This window comes from Kitasatospora sp. NPDC004289 (assembly GCF_053602875.1).
On record NZ_JBSGEL010000023.1, the window covers coordinates 61763 to 77304 of the forward strand.

The 15542-nt window shown below is 74.6% G+C and carries 17 protein-coding genes and 1 riboswitch; of the genes, 7 read left to right on the forward strand and 10 right to left on the reverse strand.

Annotated features, from left to right (window positions below):
* Positions 1-103 precede the first annotated feature (103 nt).
* Positions 104-174: riboswitch (cobalamin riboswitch) on the reverse strand.
* A 240-nt stretch (positions 175-414) separates the two neighbouring features.
* The 3 genes from ACWEPF_RS17785 to ACWEPF_RS17795 are packed head-to-tail and all read left to right on the forward strand — an operon-like array spanning position 415 to position 3835.
* Complete coding sequence (locus tag ACWEPF_RS17785; RefSeq protein WP_452173330.1) at positions 415-1707, forward strand: cobalamin biosynthesis protein CobG; 1293 nt, start codon at positions 415-417, stop codon at positions 1705-1707.
* On the forward strand, positions 1704-2330 hold the full coding sequence (locus tag ACWEPF_RS17790) for a precorrin-8X methylmutase (RefSeq protein WP_452173298.1): 627 nt from the start codon (positions 1704-1706) through the stop codon (positions 2328-2330). Before ACWEPF_RS17785 ends, ACWEPF_RS17790 begins: the two co-directional genes overlap by 4 nt.
* Positions 2327-3835: a precorrin-2 C(20)-methyltransferase gene (locus tag ACWEPF_RS17795; RefSeq protein WP_452173299.1), complete on the forward strand. Its 1509-nt coding sequence runs from the start codon at positions 2327-2329 to the stop codon at positions 3833-3835. The genes ACWEPF_RS17790 and ACWEPF_RS17795 overlap by 4 nt, the downstream gene beginning before the upstream one ends.
* A gap of 32 nt (positions 3836-3867) precedes the next feature.
* Here the strand turns inward: ACWEPF_RS17795 and ACWEPF_RS17800 are convergent, their stop codons facing one another.
* Positions 3868-4419, reverse strand: coding sequence for a hypothetical protein (locus ACWEPF_RS17800; RefSeq protein WP_452173300.1), 552 nt, complete (start codon positions 4417-4419; stop codon positions 3868-3870).
* An 81-nt stretch (positions 4420-4500) separates the two neighbouring features.
* On the opposite strand from ACWEPF_RS17800, the gene ACWEPF_RS17805 reads away from it, so the two are divergent.
* A complete protein-coding gene (locus tag ACWEPF_RS17805) occupies positions 4501-5385 on the forward strand; it encodes a S41 family peptidase (protein WP_452173301.1) in 885 nt (294 codons plus the stop codon).
* Positions 5386-5466: 81 nt separating this feature from the next.
* On the opposite strand, the gene ACWEPF_RS17810 is transcribed toward ACWEPF_RS17805, so the two are convergent.
* Positions 5467-5838 carry a TipAS antibiotic-recognition domain-containing protein gene (locus ACWEPF_RS17810; RefSeq protein ID WP_452173302.1) on the reverse strand — a complete coding sequence of 124 codons (372 nt, stop codon included), beginning with the start codon at positions 5836-5838 and terminating at the stop codon, positions 5467-5469.
* A gap of 166 nt (positions 5839-6004) precedes the next feature.
* Positions 6005-6391, reverse strand: coding sequence for a VOC family protein (locus ACWEPF_RS17815; protein ID WP_380150493.1), 387 nt, complete (start codon positions 6389-6391; stop codon positions 6005-6007).
* A gap of 56 nt (positions 6392-6447) precedes the next feature.
* Here ACWEPF_RS17815 and ACWEPF_RS17820 point away from each other — a divergent pair, with 56 nt between their 5' ends.
* Positions 6448-7080, forward strand: a complete 633-nt coding sequence (locus tag ACWEPF_RS17820) for an AAA family ATPase (RefSeq protein WP_452173303.1) — start codon at positions 6448-6450, stop codon at positions 7078-7080.
* Between the two features lie 2 nt (positions 7081-7082).
* On the opposite strand, the gene ACWEPF_RS17825 is transcribed toward ACWEPF_RS17820, so the two are convergent.
* The 4 genes from ACWEPF_RS17825 to ACWEPF_RS17840 form a co-directional block, all read right to left on the reverse strand.
* Positions 7083-7640, reverse strand: coding sequence for a barstar family protein (locus ACWEPF_RS17825; RefSeq protein ID WP_452173304.1), 558 nt, complete (start codon positions 7638-7640; stop codon positions 7083-7085).
* Positions 7641-7708: 68 nt separating this feature from the next.
* Positions 7709-7975: a hypothetical protein gene (locus tag ACWEPF_RS17830; RefSeq protein ID WP_452173305.1), complete on the reverse strand. Its 267-nt coding sequence runs from the start codon at positions 7973-7975 to the stop codon at positions 7709-7711.
* Positions 7968-8276 carry a hypothetical protein gene (locus tag ACWEPF_RS17835; protein WP_452173306.1) on the reverse strand — a complete coding sequence of 103 codons (309 nt, stop codon included), beginning with the start codon at positions 8274-8276 and terminating at the stop codon, positions 7968-7970. The genes ACWEPF_RS17830 and ACWEPF_RS17835 overlap by 8 nt, the downstream gene beginning before the upstream one ends.
* 83 nt (positions 8277-8359) lie before the next feature.
* Positions 8360-9094, reverse strand: a complete 735-nt coding sequence (locus ACWEPF_RS17840; protein WP_452173307.1) for a cobalt-precorrin-6A reductase — start codon at positions 9092-9094, stop codon at positions 8360-8362.
* 21 nt (positions 9095-9115) lie between these two features.
* On the opposite strand from ACWEPF_RS17840, the gene ACWEPF_RS17845 reads away from it, so the two are divergent.
* Positions 9116-10246, forward strand: a complete 1131-nt coding sequence (locus ACWEPF_RS17845) for a cobalt-precorrin-5B (C(1))-methyltransferase (protein ID WP_452173308.1) — start codon at positions 9116-9118, stop codon at positions 10244-10246.
* An 80-nt stretch (positions 10247-10326) separates the two neighbouring features.
* Here the strand turns inward: ACWEPF_RS17845 and cobM are convergent, their stop codons facing one another.
* Together cobM and cbiE are read right to left on the reverse strand one after the other, a co-directional pair.
* Positions 10327-11082 (reverse strand): precorrin-4 C(11)-methyltransferase, encoded by a 756-nt coding sequence (gene cobM / locus ACWEPF_RS17850; protein WP_452173309.1) that lies wholly within the window; start codon positions 11080-11082, stop codon positions 10327-10329.
* Positions 11079-12326, reverse strand: coding sequence for a precorrin-6y C5,15-methyltransferase (decarboxylating) subunit CbiE (cbiE, locus tag ACWEPF_RS17855; RefSeq protein WP_452173310.1), 1248 nt, complete (start codon positions 12324-12326; stop codon positions 11079-11081). Before cbiE ends, cobM begins: the two co-directional genes overlap by 4 nt.
* A 481-nt stretch (positions 12327-12807) precedes the next feature.
* Here cbiE and ACWEPF_RS17860 point away from each other — a divergent pair, with 481 nt between their 5' ends.
* Positions 12808-14868 (forward strand): glycosyl hydrolase family 18 protein, encoded by a 2061-nt coding sequence (locus ACWEPF_RS17860; RefSeq protein ID WP_452173311.1) that lies wholly within the window; start codon positions 12808-12810, stop codon positions 14866-14868.
* Positions 14869-14932: 64 nt separating this feature from the next.
* Here ACWEPF_RS17860 and ACWEPF_RS17865 read toward each other — a convergent pair whose 3' ends face one another.
* Complete coding sequence (locus ACWEPF_RS17865; RefSeq protein ID WP_452173312.1) at positions 14933-15499, reverse strand: hypothetical protein; 567 nt, start codon at positions 15497-15499, stop codon at positions 14933-14935.
* Positions 15500-15542: the final 43 nt, after the last annotated feature.

The following is a 15542-nucleotide window of genomic DNA, read 5'->3' on the forward strand; positions in this document are numbered from 1 at the left end:
GGGCACGAGGAGACGACGGCGCGACGGAGCGCTGGCGAACGGCGCACGGGCACGGCGGAGCCTTCCTCGGGGTCCGCGCCCCGGGCTGGTGTGAGGACGGCAGGAGTTCCTGGCTCCCACGGACTGGCCGTGGTCACAGTGGCGGGACCGCACCGGATTCGCACCGGTTTCCTCCCCATAGCGCCGTCGCTGGCGTTGGCTGGGCTGTGCGCCCACCCGGGGAGCATCGTACGGGGTGCGTCCGGGTTGCGGACCAGGGTCCCGAAGGTCTGTCAGGTGATCACGGTCGCGACGGGGCACCGATCGCGGGGCGGACGGAGGGCCGGGCCGCCGTGGAGGGAGGCCGGGCCGCGGTGGACGGAGGGTCGCGCGGACGTGACGCAGCGGACAGGAGCAAACCGGCGGAACGTGGGTATGCTCGCGGCCATGCCACCCACGCCACCCGTCGCCGAGCCACGCCCCGGTGCGTCCGGCCGCGACCGGGACGGTGCCTCCGCCGGCGGGCGGGACGGCGCCGCCGGGCCCGTCCGCGACCGGGGCGACGCCTGCCCCGGGGCACTGCGACTGCACCGGGCCGACGACGGCGCGCTGGCCCGGGTCCGCCTCCCCGGCGGGCTGCTGACGGCCGCTCAGGCCCTGGCGCTGGCCGAGGCCGCCGAGCAACTCGGCGACGGGCGGCTGGAACTGACCTCGCGCGGCAACGTCCAGCTGCGCGGCCTGGCCGAGGACGCCGGGGCCGAGCTGGGAGCCCGGCTGCGGGCCGCCGGTCTGCTGCCCTCGGAGACCCACGAGCGGGTCCGCAACGTCATCGCCTCGCCGCTCTCCGGCCTGGACGGGCTCGGCCACGCCGACGTCCGGGCCTGGGCGCGGGAGTTGGACGCCCTGCTCTGCGCCAGCCCGCTCGCCGCCGGACTGGCCGGCCTGTTCCTCTTCGTCCTGGACGACGGCCGCGGCGACGTGGCCGCCCTGGACGCCGATGTGACCTTGATCGCAACGCCCGGCGGCGGAGCGCTGCTGCGCCTCGGCCGGGCCGCCACCGCCCGCCGGATCGCCCCCGGGTCGGTACCGGCCGCCGCGCTGGCCGCCGCCGAGGAGTTCCTGACGGCGGTGCGGGCGGCCGGGGTGAAGGCCTGGTTCGTCCGGGAGGCCGCGGAGCTGCTCGACCCGGGCGCCGAGCCGCTGCCCGCCTTCGCGGGCGGGGCGCCGGAGTCGGGGCCCTTCGGCGGCGGGCTGGTGGCCGGGACCGGGTTCGGCACCGTGAGCGCCGCGCAGTGGCGGGCGCTGGCGGAGGCCGCGGCGGCCTCGGCCGGGGAGCTGCGGATCACCCCGTGGCGCAGCGTCGTCCTCCCCGGAGCCACGGCGGTGGGCGAACTGGCCGCCGCCGGGCTGCGCCTGACGCCCGGTTCGCCCTGGGAGCTGGCCACCGCCTGCACCGGCGCGCCCGGTTGCGCCAAGTCGCTCGCGGACGTGCGGGCGGACGCCGCCCGGGCACTGGGGACGGCCGGGGTGCCCGGGCTGCCGGTGCACTGGTCCGGCTGCGAGAGGCGCTGCGGCCACCCCGCCGGGGAGTGGGTGGACGTGCTGGCCACCGGCCCGGGTGCGTACCGGGTGACGGCCCGTCGGACGTCCGGACCCACAACGACCATGCAGGACCTGACCACGGAACAGATGGCCCAGGCGGTAGCCGAAGCCCGGAGGACGAAGTGATCCAGTACGAGAAGGACGGCGCGGCCATCTACCGCGAGTCCTTTGCCACCATCCGGGCCGAGGCCGAGCTGGCCCACCTGCCGGCCGACGTGGCCCAGGTCGCGGTGCGGATGATCCACGCCTGCGGCATGACCGACCTGGTGAAGGACCTGCTCTGGTCGCCGAAGGCGGTCGCCGACGCGCGCGCCGCGCTGAACGCCGGGGCGCCGATCCTGTGCGACGTCTCGATGGTCGCCAGCGGTGTCACCCGCAAGCGGCTGCCCGCCGACAACCAGGTGATCTGCACCCTCTCCGACCCCTCGGTGCCCGGCCTCGCCAAGGAGCTCGGCAACACCCGCAGCGCCGCCGCGATGGAGCTCTGGCTGCCGCACCTGGAGGGCGCGGTGGTGGCCGTCGGCAACGCGCCGACCTCGCTGTTCCGCCTGCTGGAGATGGTCGAGGCGGGCGCCCCCCGCCCGGCCGCCGTGATCGGCGTGCCGGTCGGCTTCATCGGCGCGGCCGAGTCCAAGGAGGCGCTGGCCGCGAACGAATTGGGCCTGGAGTACCTGGTGGTCCGGGGCCGCCGGGGCGGCAGCGCGATCGCCGCCGCCGCGATCAACGCGATTGCGAGCACCGAAGAGTGACTGAGCCTCGGATCGGCAAGCTCTACGGTGTCGGGCTGGGCCCGGGCGACCCGGAGCTGGTGACCGTCAAGACCGCCCGGCTGATCGGCGAGGCGGACGTGGTCGCGTACCACAGCGCCCGGCACGGCCGGTCGATAGCGCGCTCGATCGCCGCCCCGTACTTCAAGGACGGAGTGGTCGAGGAGAAGCTGGTCTACCCGATCACGGTGGAGACCACCGACCACCCCGGCGGCTACCGGGGCGCGCTGGACGACTTCTACGAGGAGGCCGCGGGCAGGCTGGCCGCCCACCTCGACGCCGGCCTCACCGTGGTGGTGCTGGCCGAGGGGGACCCGTTCTTCTACGGCTCCTACCAGCACATGCACAAGCGCCTGGCGCACCGCTACCCCACCGAGGTGGTGCCCGGCGTCACCTCGGTGAGCGCCGCCGCCGCCCGGCTCGGCAAGCCGCTGTGCGAGGCCGAGGAGACCCTCACCATCATCCCCGGCACCCTGCCGGAGGAGGAGCTGACGGCCCGTCTGTCCGGCGCCGACTCGGCCGTGGTGATGAAGCTCGGCCGCACCTTCCCGGCCGTCCGCTCGGCCTTCGAGCGCTCCGGGCGGCTGGCGGAGGCCTCGTACGTCGAGCGGGCCACCATGGCGGGGGAGCGGACCGGTGCGCTGGCCGACATCGACCCGGAGTCGGTGCCGTACTTCGCGGTGGCCGTCCTGCCCAGCCGGCTGGGCGGCGGCTCGCCCGCGCCCGTGTACGAGGGCCCCGGCGAGGTGGTCGTGGTCGGCACCGGCCCGGCCGGGCCGCTCTGGCTGACCCCCGAGGTGCGCGGCCAACTCGCCTCCGCCACCGACCTGGTGGGCTACACCACCTACCTGGACCGGGTGCCGGTACGGGCCGGGCAGGTGCGGCACGGCTCGGACAACAAGGTGGAGTCCGAGCGGGCCGAGTTCGCCCTCGACCTGGCCCTGCGCGGGCGGAAGGTCGTGGTGGTCTCCTCCGGCGACCCCGGCGTCTTCGCGATGGCCACCGCCGTGCTGGAGGTCGCCTGCGAGGAGCGGTACGCCGACGTCCCGGTGCGGATCTGCCCCGGCATGACGGCCGCCCACGCCGCCGCCTCCCGGGCCGGCGCCCCGCTCGGCCACGACTACGCGGTGGTCTCGCTCTCCGACCGGCTCAAGCCCTGGTCGGTGGTGGCCTCGCGGCTGAGGGCCGCGGCCTCCGCCGACCTGGTGCTGGCGCTGTACAACCCCGGCTCCAAGTCCCGTACCACGCAGGTCGGTTCGGCGAAGGAACTGCTGCTGGAGGTGCGGGCCGCCGACACCCCCGTGGTGATGGCCCGGGACGTCGGCGGGCCGACCGAGCGGGTGCGGACGGTCCGGCTCGGCGAGCTGGACCCGGCCGAGGTCGACATGCGGACCATCCTGCTGATCGGCTCCTCGCAGACCCAGGCGGTCAGTCGTGGGGACGGTGCCGAGGTGGTCTGGACGCCGCGGCGGTACCCGGAGGCGTGACGGCCGGGGCCGGCCTCCTGGCGGACGATCCGTCAGGGGGCCGGCACGGTGATGGTGCGGGTGCCCTTGCCGGTGGTGACCGCCAGGTGACCGCGGTCGGCCCAGGCGGCGGACACGAAGGCGCCGTCCCGGCCCGACTCCGGCAGGTCCGCGACCCGCCAGTGGCGCTCGGACCAGCCGCTGCCGGTGTGCAGGACGAGCTCCCAGGACTGGGACTCGGCCTCCGACCCCGGGTTCCCGACGTGGGTCACCACCAGGACGTGCCCCGGGACGCCCGGCCTCGGCTGACGGCCGGTCACCTGCCGTTGCGGCAAGGTGCCCTGGAGCACCAGTGCGCCGACGGCGTACAGCAGCGTGCAGGCGGCCAGCAGCCCGGCCACCGTCCGGCCGCTGCGGCCGCGGGCGGCCACCGCCACCACCAGGAAGGCCGACCCGGCCCCGCCCACGATCAGCGGGCGGAACAGCGCCACCGCGACCATCGTGCGCCCGCCCGAGCGGTCTTCGTACACGCCCCAGGCGTACGCCGCCAGCGCCAGCAGGCCCACCAGCACGAACAGGGCCGGCCAGCGTCGTCGTTCCGTCATGTGTGCCCCCTCCGGCGGGGATCGTAGCGTGCGGAAATAACGAGTCGTCACCGCCGTCGAAGATCCGTACGATGCGCGCTCATGACCTCCCACCACGAGATTCTCGACGCCGCACTGGACAAGATCACCGCCGGCTACGTCTTCCCCGACCTCACCGGCCCGATCGCCGAGGCGCTGCGGGGGAAGCTCGCCGACGGCGCCTACGAGGGCCTGTCCGAGCCGGACTTCTGCGCCGCCGTGACGGCCGACCTCCAGGCCGTCTGCCCCGACAAGCACCTGCGGCTGCTCTGGAACGAGGAGGCCGTCCCGGTCGAGGAGGAGGACTCCCCGGAGGAGGAGAAGGCCCGCTGGCTCGCCCACTACCGGGAGGGCAACTTCGGCATCGCCAAGGTCGAGCGGCTGGAGGGCAACGTCGGCTACCTCGACCTGCGCTTCATCCCGGACGCCGACGCGGGCGAGGCGGCGATCGGCGCCGCCATGCAACTCGTCGCCCACACCGAGAAGTTGGTCATCGACCTGCGCCAGTGCCGGGGCGGCTCGCCGAACGGCGTGGCCCTGTGGTGCAGCCACTTCTTCGGCGACGACGAGGTCCACCTCAACGACATCTACGAGCGCGCCACCGACTCCACCCGCCAGTACTGGACCTACCCGAACACCCCCGGCCCCCGCTACCTCGACCGCCCGGTCACCGTCCTCACCGCCGCCTTCACCTTCTCCGGCGGCGAGGAGCTCGCCTACAACCTCCAGGCCCTGAAGCGCGCCACCCTCGTCGGCGAGACCACCCGCGGCGGTGCCCACCCCACCGACCGCATCGCCCTCACCCCCCACATCGCGGTCACCGTCCCGGCCGCCCGCTCCATCAACCCGGTCACCGGCACCAACTGGGAGGGCGTCGGCGTCAAGCCCGACGTCGAGGCCAAGGCCGAGGACGCCCTCGACGCCGCCCTCACGGTGCTCGCCGGCTAGGGTCCTCCCGCCGGAACGGCGGGTGTGCCGGGACCGGAGTCCGGGCACGCCCGCCGAGCTGTCACGGCCCGCGCCGGACGGCTACACCGGAGCCTCGGCGAACACCCTGATCGCGGCACCCATGAACTCCACCATCCGCGGGTGGTAGGAGTCGTGGAACGCCTTCATGGCCCCGTCCTCGGCGTAGAAGAGCGACATGCCGACGTACGCCTCCCTGGACGGGGTGTAGAACCGGCTGACGATGTCGAAGTGCCTGCGGACGAGCTCCTGAACCTGCGGGTCCCCGGGCAGGGCGCCGCCGTCGAGGACGGCCGTGATCTCCCGGTACAGGACGTCCCAGTCCTGGTGGACCCGCTCCCTGTCCACATGTGCCCAGTTGTCGGTTCCGGCGAGGCTCTCCGCCTGCTCCCGGGCCAACGACCGGCGGCACTCGTCCTCATAGCTGTCTGCCACGCATGGTTCCCATCGTTCGTCACCTCTCCGGTCGGTCCCGGGAGGCGGCCGGCCGTCGATGATCAACTGCCGGTCCAGGCCGAACGGTTGCACACCACCACCGGGGCGGCAATCCATTTCCCGCTCCCTCCGCGACCGGCCGTCCGGCCGACCGGCCCCCGGCGGGCTAGCCGCTGTGTGCGGCGGCGCGGTCGGACTCGCTGCGCAGGACGCAGAACTCGTTGCCCTCCGGGTCGTGCAGCACCGCCCAGCCCGAGCCGTCGGGGTTGCGGCGGTCGGCGGCCATGGTGGCGCCGAGGGCGAGGAGGCGTTCGACCTCGGGGTCGCGGGAGTCGGTGGGGCGCAGGCAGAGGTGGACGCGGTTCTTGACGGTCTTGGGCTCGGGGACGGTGTTGAAGTAGAGGACCGGGCCGCCGTCCAGGACCACCTGGGTCTCGTGGTCGCCGGGGCGGCAGTCCGGGTCGACCGGACAGCCCGTCACCTCGCTCCAGAACCGCGCCAGTTCGTAGGCGTCCGCACAGTCGATCGCGACGTTCTGCACCACTGAGACCATGGGGGCGAGTCTTGCGGATCTTGGTCGGGGACGCCAGCCGGACGTACGCTCCGGGGATGCTCCTGTGGATCAACGGCCCCTTCGGCGGCGGCAAGACCCAGACCGCGTACGAGCTCCGGCGGCGGTTGGCGGGCAGTGTGGTGTGCGACCCCGAGCACGTGGGGTTCGGGCTGCACCGGATGCTGCCGCCGGCGCTGCGCGGGGACTTCCAGGACCTGCCCGCCTGGCGGCAGGGGGTCTTCGAGGTGCTGGACCGGGCGCTCGGGGAGCAGAGCGGGGTGGTGATCGTGCCGATGACGGTGGTGGAGCCCGCGTACTTCGCCGAGACCGTCGGGCGGCTGCGCGAACGCGGCCACGACGTACGGCACTTCGCGCTGCTCGCGGAGCGGGAGACGGTGCTGCGGCGGCTGCGCGAGCGGGGGTTCGGGCACGCGGTGCGGCTGGTCGGGGGGAAGGACGCCCCACTGCGGCGGGAGAGCTTCGCCGTGTCCAAGCTGGACCTGTGCCTGGAGCGGTTGCGCGGGGAGGAGTTCGGCGAGCACCTGTGGACCGACCGGCTGACGGTCCCCCAGGTCGCCGACCGCATCGCCGCCTCGGCCGGGCTGACCCTCGCCCCGAACACCGAGAGCCCCCTGCGGGGCCGGCTGCGCCGGGCCTGGACGGGCCTGCGGCACATCCGCTTCGACTGAGCTCAGCCCGAGCCGGGCCAGTCCGGGCCGGTCAGCGCGGCGGTGAGGCGGCCGCCGGTGAGCCGGATCGTGACGTCCGGGTCGGTGGTCACCCCGGCGGTGAATGCCTCGGCGGGGAGATGGTCGAGGAGGAACACGAAGTGCAGCGGGAAGGCCGGCATGTCGTCCGGGAAGCCGTCGGAGTCCAGGCGGAGGTTGGCCCGCCAGGCGGCCTGGCAGAGCATCGAGACCAACAGGCCGAGGTGCTCCGCCGTCAGCAGCTGATCGGCCCGGTCGACCAGCACCGCGACCGCCCGGTTGCCGTGCCAGGGCCCGTGCAGGTCGTGCAGGCAGTCCACCAGGGCCGCCCAGTTGTGGCCGAAGTACCCGGGGAAGGGCAGCTCCCGCGCGAACGCCCGGAACAGCGAGGCCGGCTCCAGCAGCTCCCGCCCGTCCAGCCGGAAGGCGAAGCCGCCCACCGCCTCCAGCGCGGCCAGCCCCGCCGCCACCCAGGGATCCCGACGGGACGTCAGCACGACCCACGGTGCGCGGGTCTCGACCAGGGTGGGGGCGTCCGTCATGCTCGCCATCCTCCCAGCCGAGGGCATGTTCCGTTCTCGACCGATCCCGGCGCTGGTCAGTCAGCCGTTCAGAGCGGGACGATGCGGGTGAGCCGGACGACGTGGCTGCGTTCGTCGATCACGTACTCGACCAGACCCCGGCCGTGGGGAATGGGAAGGCGGCGCCAGTCGCCGACGCTGTCCCGTGCGGTGCTGGCGGGCAGCCACGGATCCTCGGCGATGGCGACGGTCAGCGCGACGATCGCGCTGAAGAGGTCCACCGGCAGTTTCGGGTCGGAGAGTGCTTCGGCCACCGCCTCGGACGGCTCGACCGGCCACAGGTCGTCCTCACTCACCGGGGAGCTCGCCTCCGCGCTCGGCGCGAAGGCGGAGTACGTCGGCCATGGTGGTGGTCGGCAGGGTGCCGGCCCGGGCGGCCGCGACGATCTGGTCCTGCTCGGGGTCGGCGTCCAGCTCGGCCTCGCACCACCAGCGGTTGAGCACCTCACCGACCCGGTCGATCGGCGCCTGCCCGAGCTCGCGGTAGAACGCCATCCGGCGGGCACCGGTGAGGGCCTCGGCGATGCCGTCGGCGGTGCGCGGAACGCGCGGCTCGGAGTTCTGCTCGGGGTGGTGGTGCACGGGTTGGACGCTCACGATGGCCCTCCTCGGTTCCTACCGCCCACCGTAGTCCCTCCGAGCCCGGCCGAGCCGGTCCCGGCGGGAGTCGTGCCCAGCGGTCAGAGGCCGGCCAGCCAGGTGAGGGCTGACGGGACGTCGGGGGTGGTGGGGAGGCCGGCCGGGGGTTCGGGGCGGCGGACGATCACGACGGGGAGGGAGAGTTCGCGGGCGGCGGTGAGTTTGGGGGCGGTGGCGGCGCCGCCGCTGTCCTTGGTGACCAGGACGTCGATGCGGTGGTCGCGGAGGATGCGGAGTTCGCCGTCGAGGGTGAAGGGGCCGCGGTCGAGGAGGACCTCGGTGGAGGCGGGGAGCGGGGGCTCGGGGGCGTCCACGGAGCGGGCCAGGAAGTGCAGGGGGGAGCCGGCGAAGGCGGCCAGGCCCTGGCGGCCGGTGGTGAGGAAGACCCGGTGGCCGAGCGAGGGGAGCAGGGCGGCGGCCTCGGCGAGGGAGCCGACCGGGTGCCAGTGGTCGCCGGGGACGGGGACCCAGCCGGGGCGGCGGAGGGCGAGCAGGGGAGTATGGACCTCGGCGGCCGCCTCGGCCGCGTTCCGGCTGATGGCCCCGGCGAAGGGATGGGTGGCGTCGATGACCGCGTCCACGTGTTCCGCCCGGAGCCAGGCGGCGAGCCCGGCGGGGCCGCCGAAGCCGCCGATCCGCACCTCTCCGGCGGGCAGCCGGGGCTGCGCGACCCGCCCGGCCAGGGAACTGGTCACGCGCAGGTCGGGCCGGGTGGCGGCGAGAGCGGCGGCCAGTTCGCGGGCCTCGGTGGTGCCGCCGAGGATCAAGATGTGCAACAGGACTCCAGGGGAACGTACGTGACTGGTGAGCGTAGTGGGAACGCCGAGGCCAAGGGCGGCCGGGAGGCGCAGCTGAAGAGCAGCGGGCTGCGGCACGGCTGGACCACCGGTGCCTGCGCCACGGCCGCCACCACCGCCGCGTACACCGCGCTGCTCACCGGTGAGTTCCCCGACCCGGTGACCATCACGCTGCCCAAGGGCCAGCGGCCCGCCTTCGCGCTGGCGGCGGAGCTGCTGACGCCGGGTCGGTCGGCCATGGCGGGCGTGGTGAAGGACGCGGGCGACGACCCGGACGTCACGCACGGCGCGCTGATCCGTTCCACGGTGCGGCACGGGGCGCCCGGCAGCGGGGTGGTGTTCGAGGCCGGGCCCGGGGTCGGGACGGTCACCAAGGCCGGGCTGCCGATCCCGCCCGGGGAGCCGGCCATCAACCCGGTGCCGCGGCAGCTGATGCGCGATCACGTGGCGGAGGTGGCCGCCCGGTTCGGGGGCAGCGGGGACGTGGTGGTGCAGATCTCCGTCGACCACGGCGAGGAGATCGCCCGCTCCACCTGGAACCCTCGGCTCGGGATCCTCGGCGGGCTCTCCATCCTGGGGACGACGGGGATCGTGGTCCCGTACTCCTGCTCGGCCTGGATCGACTCCATCCGGCGCGGCGTGGACGTCGCCCGGGCGGCCGGCCGCACCCACGTGGCGGGGTGCACCGGCTCCACCTCCGAGAAGGTGGCCGTGGCGGTGCACGGCCTGCCCGAGGACGCCCTGCTCGACATGGGCGACTTCGCCGGGGCCGTCCTCAAGTACCTCAAGCGCCACCCCGTCCCCCGCCTCACCATCGCCGGCGGTTTCGCCAAGCTCTCCAAACTCGCGGCCGGCCACCTCGACCTGCACTCCGGCCGCTCCCAGGTCGACAAGTCCTTCCTCGCCGACCTGGCCCGCCAGGGCGGCGCCGACCCGGCCCTGGTCACGGCCGTCGCCGAGGCCAACACCGGCCTCGAAGCCGTGCAGCTGTGCACCGCCGCCGGTGTCCCGCTCGGCGACCTGGTCGCCGCCCGCGCCCGCCGCACCGCCCTCGACGTCCTGGCCGGAGCCCCCATCGAGGTCGACGTCATCTGCATCGACCGCGCGGGCACCATCGTCGGCACCGCCTGAGCCGGCGTCAGGGCGGCGGAGAGCCGGGCCCGGAGGACCTCTGGTCGTGCAGCAGGGTCAGCAGTCCTTCCGGAGGGGTGTCAGTCGCAGGTGTGGGTGCGGTCGCGGTCGGTGGAGTAGAGGTGGCTGTCGCGGAACTGTTCGGCGCCGAGGGTGCGGCCGACCAGGATGACGGCGGTGCGGAGGAGGCCGGCCTCCTTGGTCTGGGCGGCGATGGTGGAGAGGGTGCCGCGCAGGACGAGTTCGTCGGGGCGGCTGGCCATGGCGACCACGGCGGCGGGGCAGTCGGGGCCGTAGTGGGGGAGGAGCTCCTCGACCACGGAGTCGACGTAGCGGGTGGCGAGGTGGAGGACGAGCAGGGCGCCGCTGCGGCCGAGGGTGGCGAGGTCCTCGCCCTCGGGCATGGGGGTGGCCTGGCGGGCGACCCGGGTGAGGATGACGGTCTGGCCGACCGTCGGGACGGTGAGCTCGCGCTTGAGGGCGGCGGCCGCGGCGGCGAAGGCGGGGACGCCGGGGACCACCTCGTAGGGGACGCCGGCCGCGTCCAGGCGCCGCATCTGCTCGGCGACGGCGGAGAAGACGGAGGGGTCGCCGGAGTGCAGGCGGGCCACGTCCTGGCCGGCCTCGTGGGCGCGGACCAGTTCGGCGATGATCTGGTCGAGGTCGAGGTCGGCGGTGTCGACCAGGCGGGCGTCCGCCGGGCACTCGGCGAGGAGTTCGCGCGGGACCAGGCTGCCGGCGTAGAGGCAGACCGGGCTGGCGGCGAGCAGGCGCTGGCCGCGCAGGGTGATCAGGTCGGCGGCGCCGGGGCCCGCTCCGATGAAGTAGACGGTCATGCGGGGGCGTCCTCTCGGGAGACGGGCTTGACGACGGACCACTGGGTGACGGGCATGGCCTGGCGCCAGCCGGTGAAGCCGCCGACCGGGACGGCGTGGGCGACGGCGAGCTTGAGCAGTTCACCGCCGTGGCGGCGGTACCACTCGGTGAGCAGGGCCTCGGATTCGAGGGTGACGGTGTTGGCGACCAGGCGGCCGCCGGGGGCCAGGGCGGCCCAGCAGGCGTCGAGCAGGCCGGGCGCGGTGAGGCCGCCGCCGATGAAGACCGCGTCCGGGGTGGGGAGTCCGGCCAGCGCGGCGGGGGCGGGGCCGGTGACCACCCTCAGGCGCGGGACGCCGAGGGCGGCCGCGTTGCGGGTGATCCGGCCGGAGCGGACCGGGTCGCGCTCGATGGTGACGGCCCGGCAGTCGCGGTGGGCGCGCAACCATTCGACGGCGATCGAGCCGGAGCCGCCGCCGACGTCCCAGAGCAGCTCGCCGGGTGCCGGGGCCAGGGTGGCCAGGGTGACGGCCCGGACGTGACGTTTGGTCAGCTGGCCGTCGGTCTCGAAGGAGTCGTCGGGCAGGCCGGGGGTGAGGGTGGTGCGGGGGCCGTCGGGGGCGCAGTCGACGGCGATCACGTTGAGCGGGTCACCCGCCGGGTGCGGCCAGGCGGCGGCGGTGCCGTCGAGGTGGTGCTCGGCCGGGCCGCCGAGCTGCTCCAGGACGCGCAGGCGGCTGGCGCCGAAGCCGCGTTCGGTGAGCAGGGCGGCGACGGCGGCCGGGGTGGCGGCGTCGGCGCTGAGAACGAGGACCCGGCGGCCGGGGTGGAGGGCGAGGGTGAGCGAGTCGAGCGGCCGGCCGACCAGGCTGACCACCTCGGTGGACTCCAGCGGCCAGCCCAGGCGGGCGCAGGCGAGGGAGAGCGAGGAGGGGTGGGGGTGGACGGCGAGCCGCTCGGGGCCGGCCAGTTCGGCCAGGGTGCGGCCGATGCCGTAGTACATCGGGTCGCCGCTGGCCAGGACGGCCAGGCCGCCGGGGGCGTGCTCGGCCAGCAGGGCCGGGACGGCGGGGCGCAGCGGGGAGGGCCAGGCGATCCGGGTGGCGGTCACCGAGGCGGGGAGGAGGGCGAGTTGGCGCGGGCCGCCGAGCACGGTGCGGGCCTCGGTGAGGGCCGTGCGGGCGGCGGTGGTGAGGCCGTCCCAGCCGTCGGCACCGATCCCGACGACGGAGATCGGCGGCCCGGGGAGCGGGGCGGTGCTCAACAGGTACTCCTGGGAGGGCTTCGGAAGCGGACGCGCCGAGGCGCGTCATGATCGGCCCGGGCACCCGGCAGCCTACCCGGGGCGTCGGGCGGGACGGCGGGGCGGTCGTCGCCAGGGCGCATGGCACCCGGCGCGGTCGCAGGTGTCGTGACCGGCCCCGTCGCGGAGCCACCCTCGGGGAGAGGCGGTGGGGCGGTGAGGTGAGGGGACCGGGGGAGAGTGCCGAGGTCGCGTGCCAAGGGTCGGTAAAGGATTGCCTGACGGGCCATCAGCGCCCTTGACGGGCCACTGGTCTAGTCCAACTATGGGCGATGTCCATCCGACCGGGACGCACTGTGGGGGTGTCAGATCCGGGCGGCGGGCGCGTACTGCCCTGCCCTTTTCCCCCGGACGCCCCCACACCCGCGTACGGCGACCGTGCCTCCCTGCACCGCCGTCCCGCCTCCCTTTCCGATGACCACACGTCTGCTGGAGAACCCCCATGCGCCCAGGTAGACCACTCCGTGCCCTGGTGGCCGCCTTCGCCACGCTGGCCGCCTCGGCCGGCCTGATGACGGCCGGCACCACCACCGCCCAGGCGGCCGCCACCCCACTGCCGGCCCGCGTCTTCGCCCCGTACTTCGAGGCCTGGACCGGGCAGAGCCCGGCCACCCTGGCCGCGCAGTCCGGCGCCAAGCACCTCACCATGGCGTTCCTGCAGACCGCCACCAAGGGGTCCTGCACGCCGCTGTGGAACGGCGACACCTCGATGCCGGTCTCGCAGTCCGTCTTCGGGGCCGACATCGCCACCATCCGCGCCAACGGCGGCGACGTGATCCCGTCCTTCGGCGGTTACACGGCCGACAACACCGGCACCGAACTGGCCGACAGCTGCACCGACGTCAACCAGATCGCGGCCGCCTTCGAGTCGGTGATCACCACCTACGACGTCAGCCGGATCGACCTCGACATCGAGGACAACTCGCTGACCAACACGGCCGGCATCGACCGCCGCAACAAGGCGATCAAGCTGGTCCAGGACTGGGCCGCCGCCAACGGCCGCTCCATCCAGTTCTCCTACACCCTGCCGACCACCACCAGCGGTCTGGCGGCCAGCGGCCTCAAGGTGCTGCGCAACGCGATCACCAACAACGCGCGGATCGACGTCGTCAACCAGATGACCTTCGACTACTACGACAACGCCGCGCACGACATGGCCGCGGACACCAAGACCGCCACCACCGGTCTCTACAACCAGCTGGCCTCGCTCTACCCGTCGAAGACCCCGGCCCAGCTCTGGGCGTCGATCGGCATCATCGAGATGCTCGGCATCGACGACTTCGGCCCGGCCGAGACCTTCACCGTGGCCAACGCCACCGAGGTCTACAACTGGGCGCTCTCCAAGGGCGTCAACACGCTCTCCTTCTGGGCGCTGCAGCGCGACAACGGCGGCTGCCCCGGCACGGCGGGCTCGGACAGCTGCTCCGGCATCCAGCAGGGCACCTGGGACTTCACCCGGATCTTCGCGCCCTACACCAGCGGCGGCACCACCCCGGCCAACGACTTCTCGGTGACCGCCTCCCCGGCCGCCGGTTCGGTGCAGGCCGGCTCGTCCACCACGGCGAGCATCGCCACCGCCGTCACCTCCGGCTCGGCGCAGAGCGTCGCGCTGACCGTGGCCGGTGCCCCGGCCGGCGTCACCGCGAGCGTCAGCCCGTCCTCGGTCACGGCCGGCGGCAGCGCCACGCTCTCGGTCTCCACCACGGCGGCCACCGCCCCGGGCACGTACCCGCTGACAGTCACCGGCACCGGCGCCTCCGGCACCCACAGCGCCACCTACACCCTGACGGTGACGGGCGGTCAGCCCGGCAACGACTTCTCGCTCGCGGTCAGCCCGGCGGCGGGCTCGGTGCAGGCGGGCTCGTCCACCACGGCCGCGCTCTCCACCGCCGTGACCTCCGGCTCGGCGCAGAGCCTGGCGCTGACGGTCACCGGCGCTCCGGCCGGTGTGACCGCCACCGTCAACCCCGGTACGGTGAACGCCGGTTCGGGCGCGACCCTGTCGATCGCCACCACCGCCGCGACCGTGCCGGGCAACTACCCGCTGACCGTCAAGGCCACCGGCGCCTCCGGCAGCCACACCGCCACCTACACCCTGACGGTCAACGGCACCGCCCCGACCGGTCTGGTCAACGGCGGCCTGGAGACCGGCAGCCTGGCCCCGTGGAGCTGCCAGCCCGGCGGCGCGGTGGTCTCCACCCCGGCCCACAGCGGCTCGTACGCGCTGCAGGCCGCGGCCACCGGCTCGCAGAACGGCCAGTGCTCGCAGACCGTCACCCTGGCCCCCAACACCAAGTACACGCTGACCGGTTGGGTCCAGGGCAACTACTCCTACATCGGCGTGAGCGGCGGTGCCACCGCCTCCACCTGGACCCCGGGCTCGTCCTCCTGGACCAAGCTCACCGTCCCCTTCACCACCGGTGCCAACGGCACCGTCACCGTCTACCTGCACGGCTGGTACGGCCAGGGCAGCGTCTACGGCGACGACTTCTCGATCGCCTGATCCACGGCACGGTCCCACGGGCCCGGTCCTCGGCAGCCAGCCGGGGCCGGGCCCTCCGTGTGCCTCAGGGCTTCTGCGTGGTGGGCACGAAGGGCGGCGGGTCCGAGGGGAGCAGGTGGTCCGTCGGGAAGGTCTGGGCCGGGCCCAGGGGCTGGCAACCGTTCCAGGTGGGGTACTGCCACGGCGGGCAGCTCGCGGGCCGGGTGCCGGCCACGGAGGGAGGCGGCAGCGGGGCCGGGGTGTGGGGCGGGTGGGACTTCGAACCGCCGCCCGGGGTGGGAGCCGTGGTGCGCTTCGCCGTCGCGGACGGCGTGGCCGGCGTGGCCGGGCGCGGGGTGGTGGTCGCCGGTGCCGGTGACGGGGCCTCGGCCTGGGTGGTGGGGGCGGCCGTCGGGCTCGGCGGGGGCTCGGCGGGGGCCGTCTCCGCCGGGGGCGGGGTGGCCGGGGCCGAAGGCGGGGCGGACGGAGCACCGGCGGGGGCCGGTTCGGCGGCCGGCCCGGTGCCGTCCGGCCCGGAGAGCAGGAGGGCGGCGGTCAGCCCGATCAGGGCCGCCCCGGCCGCGGCGCCGAGCGCGAGCCGTCCGCGCCGGGCGCCCTCCGCCGTCGCCGGTGCCCCGGTGTCCTCGTGCACGTGCTCCCCGCCCTCCGCCTGCCCCGCTGTTCGAATCGGCGGA

Excerpts from the sequence above, each read along its gene's own strand:
- ACWEPF_RS17820 (WP_452173303.1), top strand. The coding sequence starts at position 6,448 with ATGCTCCTGTGGATCAACGGCCCCTTCGGCGGCGGCAAGACCCAGACC.
- cobM (WP_452173309.1), bottom strand. The coding sequence starts at position 11,082 with ATGACCGTCTACTTCATCGGAGCGGGCCCCGGCGCCGCCGACCTGATC.
- ACWEPF_RS17815 (WP_380150493.1), bottom strand. The coding sequence starts at position 6,391 with ATGGTCTCAGTGGTGCAGAACGTCGCGATCGACTGTGCGGACGCCTAC.
- ACWEPF_RS17825 (WP_452173304.1), bottom strand. The coding sequence starts at position 7,640 with ATGACGGACGCCCCCACCCTGGTCGAGACCCGCGCACCGTGGGTCGTG.
- ACWEPF_RS17860 (WP_452173311.1), top strand. The coding sequence starts at position 12,808 with ATGCGCCCAGGTAGACCACTCCGTGCCCTGGTGGCCGCCTTCGCCACG.
- ACWEPF_RS17800 (WP_452173300.1), bottom strand. The coding sequence starts at position 4,419 with ATGACGGAACGACGACGCTGGCCGGCCCTGTTCGTGCTGGTGGGCCTG.
- ACWEPF_RS17785 (WP_452173330.1), top strand. The coding sequence starts at position 415 with ATGCTCGCGGCCATGCCACCCACGCCACCCGTCGCCGAGCCACGCCCC.
- ACWEPF_RS17805 (WP_452173301.1), top strand. The coding sequence starts at position 4,501 with ATGACCTCCCACCACGAGATTCTCGACGCCGCACTGGACAAGATCACC.